Annotated in this window: 18 protein-coding genes; 9 read left to right on the forward strand and 9 right to left on the reverse strand. The window is 33.2% G+C overall.

The features are described 5' to 3' along the window. Positions 1-67: 67 nt before the first annotated feature. Positions 68-1,843, reverse strand: a complete 1,776-nt coding sequence (locus tag LCF45_RS14040; protein WP_263894887.1) for an SgrR family transcriptional regulator — start codon at positions 1,841-1,843, stop codon at positions 68-70. Positions 1,844-1,905: 62 nt separating this feature from the next. On the opposite strand from LCF45_RS14040, the gene LCF45_RS14045 reads away from it, so the two are divergent. Next, the gene (locus LCF45_RS14045; RefSeq protein ID WP_263892820.1) at positions 1,906-3,111 is read left to right on the forward strand and encodes an MDR family MFS transporter; all 1,206 of its coding nucleotides are present in this window, start codon (positions 1,906-1,908) and stop codon (positions 3,109-3,111) included. A gap of 14 nt (positions 3,112-3,125) precedes the next feature. Here the strand turns inward: LCF45_RS14045 and LCF45_RS14050 are convergent, their stop codons facing one another. From LCF45_RS14050 to LCF45_RS14085, 8 genes are all read right to left on the reverse strand, one after another. After that, complete coding sequence (locus LCF45_RS14050) at positions 3,126-3,830, reverse strand: YjgB family protein (protein ID WP_113710005.1); 705 nt, start codon at positions 3,828-3,830, stop codon at positions 3,126-3,128. 24 nt (positions 3,831-3,854) lie between these two features. Next, on the reverse strand, positions 3,855-4,700 hold the full coding sequence (locus LCF45_RS14055) for a DUF5700 domain-containing putative Zn-dependent protease (protein WP_002165597.1): 846 nt from the start codon (positions 4,698-4,700) through the stop codon (positions 3,855-3,857). A 254-nt stretch (positions 4,701-4,954) separates the two neighbouring features. Then, positions 4,955-5,350, reverse strand: coding sequence for a hypothetical protein (locus LCF45_RS14060; protein ID WP_002084959.1), 396 nt, complete (start codon positions 5,348-5,350; stop codon positions 4,955-4,957). 92 nt (positions 5,351-5,442) lie between these two features. After that, a complete protein-coding gene (locus LCF45_RS14065; RefSeq protein WP_263892821.1) occupies positions 5,443-5,685 on the reverse strand; it encodes a GlsB/YeaQ/YmgE family stress response membrane protein in 243 nt (80 codons plus the stop codon). Between the two features lie 124 nt (positions 5,686-5,809). Then, positions 5,810-6,775, reverse strand: coding sequence for a nucleoside hydrolase (locus LCF45_RS14070; RefSeq protein ID WP_263892822.1), 966 nt, complete (start codon positions 6,773-6,775; stop codon positions 5,810-5,812). A gap of 77 nt (positions 6,776-6,852) precedes the next feature. After that, a complete protein-coding gene (locus LCF45_RS14075; protein ID WP_002065918.1) occupies positions 6,853-7,041 on the reverse strand; it encodes a DUF3970 family protein in 189 nt (62 codons plus the stop codon). 69 nt (positions 7,042-7,110) lie between these two features. Continuing rightward, on the reverse strand, positions 7,111-7,896 hold the full coding sequence (locus LCF45_RS14080; RefSeq protein ID WP_061674108.1) for a class I SAM-dependent methyltransferase: 786 nt from the start codon (positions 7,894-7,896) through the stop codon (positions 7,111-7,113). A gap of 213 nt (positions 7,897-8,109) precedes the next feature. Then, on the reverse strand, positions 8,110-8,448 hold the full coding sequence (locus LCF45_RS14085; RefSeq protein ID WP_002127815.1) for a hypothetical protein: 339 nt from the start codon (positions 8,446-8,448) through the stop codon (positions 8,110-8,112). A gap of 485 nt (positions 8,449-8,933) precedes the next feature. Between LCF45_RS14085 and LCF45_RS14090 the strand changes: the two genes are divergently transcribed. The 8 genes from LCF45_RS14090 (at position 8,934) to coaW (ending at position 14,875) form a co-directional block, all read left to right on the forward strand. Then, the gene (locus LCF45_RS14090) at positions 8,934-9,086 is read left to right on the forward strand and encodes a YqbF domain-containing protein (protein WP_078179002.1); all 153 of its coding nucleotides are present in this window, start codon (positions 8,934-8,936) and stop codon (positions 9,084-9,086) included. Positions 9,087-9,237: 151 nt separating this feature from the next. Further along, positions 9,238-9,672 carry an exosporium protein ExsC gene (exsC, locus tag LCF45_RS14095; RefSeq protein WP_002127816.1) on the forward strand — a complete coding sequence of 145 codons (435 nt, stop codon included), beginning with the start codon at positions 9,238-9,240 and terminating at the stop codon, positions 9,670-9,672. Between the two features lie 305 nt (positions 9,673-9,977). Then, a complete protein-coding gene (locus LCF45_RS14100) occupies positions 9,978-11,180 on the forward strand; it encodes an MFS transporter (RefSeq protein ID WP_002032512.1) in 1,203 nt (400 codons plus the stop codon). Between the two features lie 165 nt (positions 11,181-11,345). Continuing rightward, positions 11,346-11,648, forward strand: coding sequence for a hypothetical protein (locus LCF45_RS14105; protein WP_000120186.1), 303 nt, complete (start codon positions 11,346-11,348; stop codon positions 11,646-11,648). 179 nt (positions 11,649-11,827) lie between these two features. Then, positions 11,828-12,196: a hypothetical protein gene (locus LCF45_RS14110; protein ID WP_002127817.1), complete on the forward strand. Its 369-nt coding sequence runs from the start codon at positions 11,828-11,830 to the stop codon at positions 12,194-12,196. A gap of 176 nt (positions 12,197-12,372) precedes the next feature. Next, positions 12,373-13,572, forward strand: a complete 1,200-nt coding sequence (locus tag LCF45_RS14115) for an LL-diaminopimelate aminotransferase (RefSeq protein WP_263892823.1) — start codon at positions 12,373-12,375, stop codon at positions 13,570-13,572. Between the two features lie 55 nt (positions 13,573-13,627). Continuing rightward, the gene (locus LCF45_RS14120) at positions 13,628-14,026 is read left to right on the forward strand and encodes a 3-hydroxyacyl-ACP dehydratase FabZ family protein (protein WP_002127819.1); all 399 of its coding nucleotides are present in this window, start codon (positions 13,628-13,630) and stop codon (positions 14,024-14,026) included. 27 nt (positions 14,027-14,053) lie between these two features. Then, positions 14,054-14,875 (forward strand): type II pantothenate kinase, encoded by an 822-nt coding sequence (gene coaW, locus LCF45_RS14125; RefSeq protein ID WP_078203357.1) that lies wholly within the window; start codon positions 14,054-14,056, stop codon positions 14,873-14,875. The last annotated feature ends 7 nt before the right edge of the window (positions 14,876-14,882 follow it).

Consider the following 14,882-nt stretch of genomic DNA (forward strand, 5'->3'; position numbering starts at 1 on the left):
CAAACTTCATTTCCATACAAAAAAGGTTCTTACACATCTTACAAAAATGCATAAAAACCTTTATATATCAAGCCTTAAACCATATTTGATAAAAATCAATCCAACCTTGTGGATTGATCATTATATTTTGCACTTTTTCGTGTGAACTTACTTGCTGTTTGTTACGATATAAAGGAATAATATGAATTTGACGTAACAATGTGTCTTCAATATCGTGTAACAGTGTCATCCGTTTCTCTAATTGATTCTCTATAAAATAAGACTGCAATACTTCGTTAAATTTTATATTGCTATGTTGATGAATAAAGCTGTTTTTTGTAAGAAACATATATAGTAAACTTTCTTCAATACGCTCACTAATTGTCGCACTATCATGTATTATATCAGCCTTTTGTATCGTACTTGTTTGCAATAACTCTTTTGTTTCAAGAAAAATCACTTCAATAGTGACGCCATACTTCGCACACTCTTTTTGTATCCAATATGAGTCTTCAACATGATCTTGTTCTGTAAATGTATATAGTCGCAGTGTTTCATTACGGTAAGAGCTCTCTTTAATAAGCGTATATATCTCCTCATTTATATGTATAGTGCCACCCTTTGTTAGAACCAATTCTTCTGCTATTTCTCCGCGCGCTCCTTGCAATTCCTTGATAAGCGCATTGCTATGAATGATTTTATATAGAGCTTTCCGAAACATCGTGTTTTGCATAGGTCCTTCTTTTGCGGTATTTAATGTAATGTATGTTACATTCGACTCAAGTCTAGTTAGTTCTTTATGATGCTTTTCTATATTGTTATAGTGTGCTTTCGCTAAAATATCGCACGTATTTACGCTGTGCTCTACATTCCATAATTCAATTCGATCGAGAAATGGTCGCTCGCGAAAATATAAATCATTTGCTTCTAATACGAATACATCCTCATTCTTTTCACATAATCGAAACGGTCCAGTACCGATTAACCTTCCATCTCCATCTTCATTTACAATAGAACACTGTTCTGTACTTAAAGCATGTAAAAACAGCTTATTATCTGTAGATAAACGAATCTGCACAATGTAGTCATCAAGAATATGTAAACTTTCAACGTGCTGTAACATCCACGCATGCGGATTATTTTTCGCTTTCAAGAATCGTTTAAATGTATGTACAACGTCATAAGCAGTAAATTCTTTCCTGTTATGAAACTGAACACCTTTTCGTAAGTAGAAGGTCCATATATATTTCTGGTCATCATATTCCCAATAAAACGCAAGTCTTGGCTCTACACTGTTTGTATTTCCGTCTATATACACTAACGTGTCGTATATATGTTTTACCATATGACATTCCGAACGCATCGTAGCGTATACAGGATCTAATGCAATATCTAGATTCATTTGGACTTGCAAACGTAGTACATCTCTTCTCCCTTTAGATGTCCTTTCGACTTGATACCCGAATATCGAATCTATCCAAGTTTGAAATTGAGTTTGAAGCGATGGAAAATATGAGCTATACCTTTCAATAAATGCACTCCCGTTTTTTACATCCCCTTGTTTCGTTATTTCTTTTCCTCTTTCTAAAATTAAAGAAAGTGGATGTTTTTGAAATAACAACTTTGAACGATTTCCTCTCCCTCGGCCTGGAAACCACATAATCCAATTAAATTCTTCTAATTTTTTTATGATTAATTTACTATTTCGCTCTGTACAAAATAAAGTTTCAGATATATTTTGTATTGTTATTTCTAATTGTTCTCCCTCTGCTCTCCCATTTCCATACTGGAGCCACAGGTGCATATATTGCTCCAAAATAATCATAAAACGCCCCCTAAAAGATGAAAAATCTTCCTCTTTCATTCTACCCTTTTTCATTTCTGGCTTCCATCTTATCATTTCAATATAGAAAGGAGGAAATAAAAATGAAGTATCTTTTAAAACGTTATAATAAGCCTATTCTCATTCGATTGTTCGGTGAATTGTTAGTCCGAACGACTGAAGCGATGTTAGCTATCATTTTTATTGTTCACGTTAATAAAGCGTTAAATGGTAATGTCATCGTTACAATGCTTCTTTTCGGATTACAGCCTCTCGCTGATATTGTGTTTACATTAATCGCTGGGGGTGTAACAGATAAATACGGCCGAAAGAAAATAATGTTACTCGGATTACTTTTACAAGCTTTTGCCGTAAGCGGATTCGTTTTTGCTGAATCGTTCGCCTTTTTCGCCTTATTGTATGTAGTAAATGGTATTGGACGCTCTTTATATATTCCGGCACAGCGAGCACAAATCGCTGACTTAACGAAGGAAGAACAACAGGCAGAAATATTTGCTGTTCTGCATACTACGGGAGCAATCGGCTCTGTAATTGGCCCATTAATCGGCGCCTTTTTCTATACTAGTCACCCTGAGTATTTATTTATTTTGCAAGGTGTAGCCCTTACGCTATATGCTATTCTCGTTTGGACGCAGCTTCCTGAAACAGCTCCACTCATGAAAAACGTTAATAAAACTAAAGAAGTATATTCGCCAAAACAATTTATTTCAAAGCATTACGCTGTGTTTGGACTTATGGTTTCTACGCTACCGATTAGTTTTTTCTACGCCCAAACCGAATCAAATTATCGTATATTCGCCGAAAGTGTATTCCCAAATTTTCTATTTGTACTCGTGTTTATCTCAACTTGTAAAGCTGTCATGGAAGTGATTCTCCAAATTTCCCTTGTGAAATGGTCTGAACAGTTTTCTATGCCTAAAATCATTGTTATTTCCTATACTTGCTTTACGTTAGCTGCGATTGGCTACGGTTATTCCACAACAATATGGTCATTATTCTTCACATTGCTCTTTTTAGTAATTGGGCAAAGTATAGCTTTGAATCACTTACTACGATTCGTTTCACAAATCGCTCCAAGTCATAGACGCGGATTATATTTTTCTATATACGGTATACATTGGGATATTTCAAGAACTTGTGGGCCTTTTGTAGGTGCATTGTTATTAAGTAAATTAAGCGGTAGTACTCTATTTTATATTTGTGCCTTCGTATTAATAATCGGTGGTATCATTCAAGCTTTTTTTGTTCAATCGTTAGAAAGAAACAAAACAAAAGAGCTGTCCCTATAGGAACAGCTCTTCATTTAACCTGCCATTTTATTAATACTATCCTCCGGTGAGAACACAGAAATATGATGTACTTTACCAGTCGATTTTGGAATTACGAATTTCAATTCAAACTGGTCATTTACTTTATAAACATAAATTTTATCATTACCATTTTCTTTAACAGACGCTGGTTTTCCTAAAGCCTTTTCGATTTCTTGTAACGTAATCGATTTGAGCTCTGAATGGTAAGAGCGTACGTCAAAGACTTGTGATCCTTTATTAAAGCCAAATGCTACATTTTTACTTGTAAAAGTTGCATACATCCCGTTTCCTGCTTGCTCAGTCTTATCTGCCTTTCCCCATGCCTTCTCTATTTCTTCAATATCTCCTGTATGCGCTGCATATGGTACGTTAGGTACTTTACCTTCTTTCGCTTGCTCAAATAAATCTTTTACATGGTTAATTGATTTTTGATTAAGCACTGTATTTTTCGTATTAGACTTCGTTGAAGGTTTTACCGATTCTTGACCTTTTGGTTTTTCCACAGGTTCTTTCTCTTTTTTGGGAGCAGTCTCTTCATTCTTTTTACTCTTTTCTGACGTATCGCTCTTTTTTTCCGTACTATTTTCTGATGTTGAATTAGTTTGCTTCTTTTCCTCAGCGTTAGTACATGCAGTTAAAGCCGCTACACACGTTAAAGTTAGAAAAAATATAAGTACTTTCATATATACTTTCATCATTTTCAGCCTCCCTCTTCAACATATTCACTTTTGTAACCATTCCATTACACTACTCTTTAAATTATTTTTAGTCCAAAAAGTAAGTGCTTCGCTTTCCCCGAAAGTATTCACAATATACTCCATATACGATGTTCCTAAAAAATAACCGAGTCGGTTGCATCCGAAATAAGTCCCTCCTGATAAACGGAACCATTCTTTCTCTTTTTCATCTGTCCACCCTTTAACATAATCTTGTAAAAAATGTTTCTTAATATGATCTTTATGTTCTTCATAGCAATACAACCAATCGTCACCATCATTATCATATGAATAATAGACTGATTTACTTAATCCTTTAGCTATTCTTTGCGATAAATATGTCGCGACTCCCTCACGATATAAACTAACCGCTGCATCAGTCCATTGTGCTTTAGTCCAATCCATTCCACTCTCTTGCAATACGAAATTATGATATATATGACCAATTTCATGAGCAACGATAACACGAAGATGCTCCCTTTCAGGAGATAATTTTTCTGCCGAAAGAAATATATCCCCAATAATATCTCTTTCTACAAATGCATTGGAGCCAAACCCACCTACAAATAGATGAAAAGTCAAATCTATATTAAAACCAAATTGAATGTGATACTCCTCACTAATTTCTTGAATAATAGATGGTAAAGTTTCCGAAATAATACGGATGTCTTTTAGTTTTTCAGGATATTTTTTAATTGCACTAGAAAGACGTTCTTCCGTCTTAGGACAATGATAATTAAAATACTCTTCAAATGCTTCTGGATACATATCATAATATTTGTCCAAGTCATGTAATCCTATATCATCGCTTTCCAAAAGCTTCAAAAAGCTTGGAATTGTATTGTTAATCATCTTATTCATCTCCTTGTATACACCTTCTCTCCATACTCGCTATATCCTTTTTGTAACTTGAATTAAACTGCTACAAAATCTCCTTTAAATGCAAAAAAACCAGCAGAAAGTGAATACTCATTCTCTGCTGGTTTAATGTTTTGTTCCTTCTGAATCTTATTCAAATCATTTGTCATGATCAGAAATTCATTAAGATTAACTATTTATATAATTAAAAAAGCTGTCCTATTAAAGGACAGCCTCAATTATGTATTTTATACTTCGATAGATTTACCGTCTTCAACGATATGGTAAAGTAAGTGCGCTAAATGATGAATTGGACCATTTTCTTCCTCTTCTTCATTTGTCTCACCTTGGAATTCAAGATCATTTAAGTATAGTGCTAAAAATTGATAGAACAATTTCAAATCAAATCCGTAGCAAGCACTTGGTTCTTCATGATCTCCTTCATATTGTAACATTAAGTATTGCTCGTTTCCTTCTGTATCTTCAGCATCAAAGAATACGAAGAAACCAACGTTTGTATCTAAATCAAATAGATGACGAGTACCTTTTTCTGTTGCTTTCTCGAAGTCCTCTTCACTTAATTTATGTACTGTTGTTGCCTTTGCATTATCCTCTTGATGAAAATTTACTGTAAATGATTTCAATGCTGACACCTCCTGATTGTATAACAGTAGCATAACAGATTAGACAACATAATACAAAGGGACTGCTTACAAATGTAAACAGTCCCCTGTATTCATTTCCGCATTGCACGGAATATAAAGCTTACGATGAAAATCAAAACAATCGCGCCTATTAAAGCCGGAACAATCGCATATCCGTCTATAACAGGTCCGAATTTACCAAGTAACGCTGTACCAAGCCAAGAACCGACAATACCTGCAATAATATTACCGATTACACCGCCAGGTACATCCTTCCCAGTAATTAAACTTGCAAACCATCCTAATATACCACCAACGATTAAAGACCAAATCATATCATTTCCTCCTTTATAATTGACCAATAAAAATTATAATCAGAAACAATTGCTTACCATTAGTTATGTTACATTTTTCGTAAGTTATTCGTCTTATGAAAATCATTCAAATCTGCTCACCCTTTTAAGGACAATCTGGCTTCAATATTGTTCTCATAAATTCATCTTTAAACGCTTGATAATTAAATTCAACGGCAATTTTTTGTATAGGACGATTATCAAACGTCGTTGGCTCAGCTATTTTTCTAAAATCGGCAACACTTTGACCTCTCGTTACATCATTCGTCGTACTAATCCAAACTGCTGATTTTTTATATTCAAAAATATCATCATTTATAAATGAAATGAACGGAAGTAAATCGTGAATCGGACTCCCAGCAATACCTGGATATTCTTTTTTGTAAAAGTTCTCGTAATAAAAATCGATCATTGGCTTTATGAGTTTCGCCTGCCCTGTTCCTTCTTTATCAATAATATCGACCATTTCAGGGGTGATAAGAGCACGCTGCGTTACATTTAACGGATATATTGTAGCATTCTGCGCATATTTCATAACGATATTCGCGGCAATTGGATCACCGTAAAAATTAGCTTCTGATACAGGTGTAACGTTTCCCGGAAATAGAAAAACACCGCCCATTATATAATAAGAACATACTCGATTCATTAAATTGGGGTACAATAAAAATAATGTTGCAAGTGTTGTTAATCGTCCCGTCGCGACTATAATAATATCTTCTGGACAAGGCTCAATTAATTTAATCAATTCACAAAAATTTTCTCTGTCACAAATTCTCATTTTCGGTGGAATAATTGGACCTAAACCGTGATCCCCATGAATTTCAGGGAAAAACAAAGGTTCTTCAGCTGTCATCGGTCTACTGGCACCTTCAATAATCTTCACTTTTGTAGCATAGTATCTTTCTAAAAAATAAACATTTTCCGTTACAATTTCTCTTGACACATTTCCATACTCTGCAACGATACCGATAATATCTAATTTGCATGTTTTATTCGCATAAATTAAGGTTACTGCATCATCAATACCAAAATCTCCGAAAAAGATTATTTTTTTATTAACATTCCTCACCCCTCTCCAGCATAATCTACTATCATTATTATGCGAAAAAGACAAGGTGGTGAAACGGAGATAATTAAAAAAGCCGCCTATTTATTGGCGACTTCAATCTTTTTATAAGATAAATATGCTAGTATACTTTTGCTTGAATCATATTTCGGATTATTCCCTTTTCTCGGTTCTCTCATATGTGTTTTTTCAAACCCAGGAATGTCAGGCATTTTCTCTAAAAATTCAAGCATCTCTTCCTCAGTTCCCTCAATACGTACACGAATCATTATTACTATTCCTCAATTCTCATTTTCTCTGTACTAAGTATATCGTACATCAGAAAGACTGCAAGAAATTTATCTTTTTAATGTTGAACTTTTTTTACATACGAACAGTGCCATTTCAGTATAAAACGATTCTATTTTATTGTTTTCAAATTGAATTTTGAAAAATTCTTGCATTTCATTTGATGTTTTCATCATACACTCTGTTAACTTTACACGTTTTTGCATAGGAACATCCATCATATCGCACCACCAATCAAAATCGAACTTCTTGTCAAAAGTATGACATGACTGCATTTGCAAACCATGTTTTTCTAATAAAGTAATCCATTCTGTTTTTTTCAAAGCTCGTTCATGGCTTGGATCTCTCTTCTTTTCGATAAAGTTATAAAATGTATCAAACTCATTATTTTCTGGTGAAACGTTATCAATTAATATAAATAACCCATTATCTTCTAACGTTCGATTTACTTCAAAAATAAATTGCAAAGGATCAACAAAGTGATGTGCTGCAATTCGGCATGTAATTGTATCAAAGGATTCATCAGCAAATGGTAACCTTTCTGCATGTCCTGCTACAAATGATACATTTTCATGTCCGTTCCCTTCTATAAAACCTTTTGCTTTTTCTAACATTTTTTCTGTTAAATCAAGAGCGACTACCTCTTTGAACATTGGGGCTAACAAATTAGCAACATGTCCACCACCAGTAGCAATATCAAGAAGACGAGTATTATGACGAGTTTCAACTTGCTTAACTACATATTGTAAATCCAGTCCTTTTGCATGAATTTTACTTTTTACATACTTCTCTGCATTACTACCAAATTGTTGTTTCACAAGTTCTTCTTTACTCATTTTTATCATCTTCTTTCTATAAAGTATTATATTTAATTTATAAGTTCTCTTTATATAATTTCAAATCCTCTTTTAGTCTCGTCTCTTGTATTAGAGACCTTCTATCAAAAAAATTTAACTCTTTTATTTTTAAGCACAAAACAAAAAAGGTTATGGGGAATTATCCCACACCCACACAAAGTATCTCTTATATTTGAGGATCTTCTTACACGTTTAATCCCCCTGTAACTTCACAATAACTTCTACTTCGCTATTAGTAGCCTCTCTTGCATGCAATCCATATTGGTCCATGCCAATCCATATCCACCCAGGACTATCATAAAGAATATCTATGTTGAAATGCTTCAACTTAGTAAGCTCTGACCTAATAAATTTATCCCTACTAGCGATTTCCTTATCAAGCAAGCCATATTCTTTCCCATTTTCAAATAGCGCTATCATCTTTCCTGCAAGTGGATGTATACGAACTATAAAGTGATATTCTTTTTCATTTATATTCGCTACAATCGTATTAGAATCAGGTACATCACATCTAGAATTCGGCATATTCATATCGGTCAGCTCCTTTATTGATTTCATTAATATCGTAACAGGTTAATATTTAGATATTATTAATATAATGTAAAAAATATAAAAGCTGACTTCCCTTTAGAAATCAGCTTTTACACATTGTTTATCTTTAAACCTTTTTACAAATTTTATAATGTTTCTTTCTCTTCATCATTTCCGGAAACTAAATCTCCTAAAACATCCACCGTAACTTCAACTACAAATTCACAAATCCCTGCTACAACTTCTCCAATTATTTCCTCCATCTTTCTACCCCCTTGTTTTATGGAACCTATTTGTAGTATAGAAGATACTGGTTAATTTTAACTATCGGCAAAGGTGACAAAAACATTACAGATTTGTAAGCTATTTCAATGTTTTTTTGAATTTATACTTCTCCCCTTTGAAACTTTAAGTATTATTAACAACCAGATAGGTCATCATAATATAAAGTATTTAAAAATCCTAATTTAAAGGAGGCGTGTAAAATATACTACGTAAAACTAATTAAAGGTCAATCTTTCTATGCTTTTGATCAACGATTCTTAGTGTCTCATGAAGAAGAGGTTTCGGAAAAAATTTTTAATTACTTACGCCGGAATGAATTCTTCGAAGTACGTAAAGAAGAATATTCTGCCTAAAGTATGAAAAGCATCAAAAAATGACTCTCATAATTGGGTTTTTTCTTGATGCTTTTATATTATCTCCCTTTATTCAACATTACTCCTCAATTCTCTTAAAATCTTATAGTATATGTCCTTTCATATTTTAGTATATGAGGAGGTGACGAACATGACTCATATCATTGATTACCAAGCTACTCAACCAATAAATAAAACAGGTGAAACAACTTTTGTAATTCCTCATTCCCCAAACAAAGCAATTCTAGCAAATATTAAATTAAAAATTTCAAGAAGCGATTCACGTAATAATCGGGTAGAATTAATCGCTACAGTTGGAGTTAAAGGTATAACTGATATATCACAAATATTATTTAGAATTTTCCGTGACAACACTGAAATTTTCAACACGCAAGTAGGTATTGAATCTACAGATTCAGAGCAATTCTACGCTCAAACATTTCAAGCTATTGATAAAGATGTAAGCTGCGGGACTCACGAATATTCATTAACTGTGGAAAATCTAACAAATGCTGCAAGTGCAGACGTTGTTGGCCCTCTATCTTTTAGTGGTTTAGCTATTGGACAAGATCATAAGTGTTGCTAAAGGAATCTATTGTTTGATGTTGCATTTGAGAAAAGTGAGACGTAGTAACTACGTTCTCACTTTTTTATTTTCTCTATGTTTTTCTTTATTTTCAATTTGTATTTAATCAAGAGTTTTTCACATTTTGAATTACTTATTTCATCATATAATTAATCAAATTTTCAACAAATCAAAAAGATTGAAATTCACTAATGAAACACGTAATATAGACTCTGACTCTAAAAAAAGCGCGTTAAAAAATAATGAATAAATTAGGAGGTTTTATATACGAGTTGTTAATTTTAAAAGACTGAGAGGTTTAAATTATGTGGCGTAATAAAAATGTTTGGATCGTATTAATTGGGGAGTTTATTGCTGGTCTAGGGTTATGGCTTGGTATTCTTGGTAATCTTGAATTTATGCAAAAATACGTCCCTTCTGATTTTATGAAATCCGTTATATTATTTATCGGACTGTTAGCTGGTGTTCTAGTCGGTCCAATGGCTGGGCGTGTCATTGATCAATATGAAAAAAAGAAAGTTCTTCTTTACGCTGGATTTGGTCGTGTTATTAGTGTTATTTTCATGTTTTTCGCTATTCAATATGAAAGTATCGCTTTCATGATTGCATTTATGATTGCACTTCAAATTTCCGCGGCATTTTATTTCCCTGCATTACAATCTGTAATTCCACTCATCGTTAATGAACATGAGCTATTACAAATGAACGGTGTTCATATGAATATCGGTACAATCGCTCGTATTGCAGGTACTTCACTAGGTGGCATTCTTTTAGTTGTAATGAGTTTACAGTATATGTATGCCTTCTCAATGGCAGCATACGCTTTATTATTCCTCTCAACTTTCTTCCTACAATTTGAAGATAAAAAATCCGCTACATCAAGTAAACAATCAGCTAAAGATAATAGTTTTATGGAAGTATTTCGTATTTTAAAAGGAATTCCTATTGCTTTTACAGCACTTATATTAAGTATTATCCCTCTATTATTTATAGCTGGATTCAATTTAATGGTTATTAACATTAGCGAAATGCAACATGACCCAACGATTAAAGGATTCATATATACAATTGAAGGTGTAGCATTTATGTTAGGTGCCTTCGTTATTAAACGTTTATCTGATCATTTCAAACCTGAAAAGTTACTATACTTCTTCGCAATTTGTACCGCTTTTGCACACCTTTCGTTGTTCTTCAGCGATATTAAATGGATGGCACTTGCCTCATTTGGTTTGTTTGGATTTAGTGTAGGCTGCTTCTTCCCTATTATGTCGACAATTTTCCAAACGAAAGTCGAAAAAAGCTATCACGGACGTCTCTTCTCATTCCGTAATATGTTTGAAAGAGTTATGTTCCAAATTGTCTTACTTGGAACTGGCTTCTTCTTAGATACGATTGGGTTACAATATATGGTTCTCATCTTCGGAGTTATTTCGTTGTTGATTATTTTTATTTCCTTATCTAAGCAGAAACAATTTAAAAAACAAACGTCACAATCTGCGAATATATAAAACTAATACTTCTTAAGAATGGATCCCGTATTTTACTGGGTCCATTCTTTTTGAATTTCAAGGATTAAAATCTATTTTCTTTATGTAGTTCAAATATTTAAAGGAGTATCCCCTACTACTTTCGAATAAAATAAATTATAGATTTTTCAAAAAGGAGCTGTGGAAATGTCTTATGGCATCCAATTATTAATTATCCTTCTTTTTTCATTGGTCATGTTTGGCGTCCTTAATTTTTTAGCCATTTCCTTATCTCAAAATAACTTTAAAAGAAGGATTGTTGCAGGTTTCCTATTTTTATTGTTAACTCCCATTATCTTTTTGACTACTACAGCACTCACATCTATATTCGATAAAGGTGGTTTGGGAGTAGCTAACCTAGTCTTCGTTATTTTAAATGTATATATTGTAAATGGAATTGTCATTCTTCTTTCCGCTTCATTTATCCTCAAAAAACATAACATAAGATAGAGTACTAGGCATGAATCTAGCATTACACTAGATTCATGCCTTTTCATTTTAAAAATCTCACCTTTCTCCAAATTTTTATGTGAAATTTAAAAATTCTTTATGAAAATTTAAACTTTATTTTTTACAATATTCCTATCGTATTCGCACGTTTATAAAAACGAATAAGAAAGGAGTACACAATGAAAAAGTTTCTATTTATTTTCCCTATATTAATCGTTCTACTTAGTGGATGTAGCAATAATGATATATACGGCTCTTGGGAAGTCATTGATAATAAAAAAGGTGAATGCCCTGTATATTATAAATTTGAAACAGTTGTGAAAGAAGAAAAGAAAGAAAAGGTTGTTCACAATTTAGTGGAAATGCAAACAACAAATAAAAAAGAGGATTTATTTAAAGGATCGTTTGTTAAAAATTCTAACGTGTATCGTATTGATTATGGTAACTCGTTTACATCGGATCAATCTTTAAAAGTTGTCGATAATGAATTAAATGTATACTTTTTTACAACTGAAAACACATGTACATATAAAAAAACAAACAATTAATCTTCATTTATAACGTAGAAAATATTTTCTACGTTATTTTTATATTTCCCCTTATTATCCTCCCTCTAAATTTGTCAATCGTTTTAATTTTCATAAAAAAATGATAAAATGTAAACATGTGTTTTCAGAATAATTAAAAATACAGAAAGAAAACACTGTTTTTAGGAGGGGTTTTGATGACTTACACTTTAGCAACTAGAATGAAAGCATTCCAATCTTCTATATTTAGTGAATTAGGGGCCTATAAAAAAGAGAAAATTGCAGCAGGTCATAAAATGATCGATTTAAGTATCGGGAATCCTGATATGCCTCCTGCTGATTTTGTGAGAGAAGAAATGGTACATACAGCAAGTGCAAAAGAAAGTTACGGATATACATTATCTGGTATTCAAGAATTTCACGAAGCTGTAACTGAATATTACAACAACATTCATAACGTTATATTAAATGCTGAAAAAGAAGTTTTATTATTAATGGGTTCACAAGACGGACTCGTTCATTTACCTATGGTTTTTGCAAATCCGGGAGATATAATACTAGTTCCTGATCCAGGATATACAGCTTATGAAACAGGAATTCAAATGGCCGGTGCAACATCTTACTACATGCCATTAAAAAAAGAAAATGATTTCTTACCTAACTTAGAAGTTATCCCTGAAGAAATCGCCAATAAAGCAAAGATGATGATTTTGAACTTCCCAGGAAATCCAGTTCCAGCAATGGCACATGAAGATTTCTTTAAAGATGTAATCGCATTCGCGAAAAAACATAATATTATCGTTGTCCATGATTTTGCTTATGCTGAATTTTATTTTGATGGTCAAAAGCCAATTAGCTTCTTATCTGTACCTGGTGCAAAAGAAGTTGGCGTTGAAATTAATTCTTTATCTAAAAGTTATAGTTTAGCTGGTAGCCGTATTGGTTATATGATTGGTAACGAAGAAATTGTCAGCGCGCTTACGCAATTTAAGTCTAATACAGATTACGGTGTGTTTTTACCAATTCAAAAAGCTGCATCCGCTGCATTACGACACGGCGCTGCATTTTGTGAAAAAAACCGTGGAATTTACCAAGAACGTAGAGATACTTTAGTGGACGGATTCCGCAAATTCGGTTGGAATGTCAATAAACCAGCTGGAAGTATGTTCGTTTGGGCTGAAATTCCGAAAGGATGGACTTCGCTAGAGTTCGCTTATGCACTTATGGATCGTGCAAATGTCGTTGTCACACCAGGCCATGCATTTGGTCCTCATGGCGAAGGTTTTGTACGTATTGCACTTGTTCAAGATAAAGTAGTATTACAAGAAGCAGTTGAAAACATTAAAAATAGCGGTATTTTCTCTATTGAAAAAATAGAAGAATTAGTTAAGAATTAATAATAACTCCCCTGCTTAACTTTAGCAGGGGTATTATTATTCCTGGAGGTACGATATGAATATTAAAGATACTCTTCCCCATCGCTATCCATTTTTAATGATTGATAAAATTACAAACGTTAAAGAATCTCAATCAGCTACAGGATACAAACTGATCACAAATAACGAGTGGTTTATTAATGAAAATCAAAACTATATGCCTCATATGCTAATTGTAGAAGCACTGGCTCAACTTAGTGCTTTTGTAAGTACAGGTGAATCTGAAGGACTTGGTTTCCTCTCCTCTTTAGATGGGGTGGAATTTCATGAAAATGCGTATCCCGGTGATAAACTTGACTTACATTATGAATTAACACGTAACAGACGAGGTTTTGTTCTTGGGAAAGGAATTGCCTCTGTAAACGGTCAATCAATCGTTACCATTGAAAAGCTATTAATATATCAAGCTGATTAAACAGATTACATAGTAAGGGGTAGGGAAATGCGGAATGTTGTTGGTATTGATGCTGGGGGAACATTAACAAAAATTGCTTACTTTAACGAAATGAACAAATTAGTTTTTGAAAAATTTTATTCATATGAACATGAAAGAATTAAAGAATGGCTTCATAATAATAATTCAATTACACAATTATGCATTACAGGTGGTAAAGCTACACAGTTAGAACAACTCCTTTCAAGTTCATATAAAATAGTAGAATTAAACGAGTTTGAAGCTACTTTAGCAGGAGTACGATACATACTAAAAGAAGAAAAACGTGCTATAAACAGCTTTGTATTAACAAATATCGGTACAGGTACTTCCATTCACTATGTTCACGACAAGCAATATGTTCGCGCTGGTGGAACTGGAGTTGGCGGTGGTACTATTATGGGTCTTTCAAAACTATTAACAAATATAGATCATTTTGAAGCCGTGATTCCGCTTACGAAAATTGGTTCAAGAAACAGTCTAGATATTACAGTTGGAGATATTTATGGCGGGATTCTCTCCCCTCTTGATAATAACTTAACTGCTAGCAATTTCGGAAAAGCGACCATTACAGACTCAAATTATAGTAGTTCAGATATACTAGCTACCGTTCAAGGACTTGTCGGTGAAGTCGTCACAGCATTAAGTCTTCAATTCGCCGAAGCAAAAAATATTGACCATATCATTTACATCGGTTCTACTCTATGTAATAACGTACATCTTCAAAATATTATTAGTAGCTATACAGAATATCAAAACAAAATACCAGTCTTTTTACAAGACGGCGGTTATAGTGGTGCAATTGGTGCTTTACTTCATAGTTCGAAATAAAAAAGCT

It is taken from the genome of Bacillus sp. 41-22 (assembly GCF_025809295.1).
GTDB lineage: Bacteria > Bacillota > Bacilli > Bacillales > Bacillaceae_G > Bacillus_A > Bacillus_A mycoides.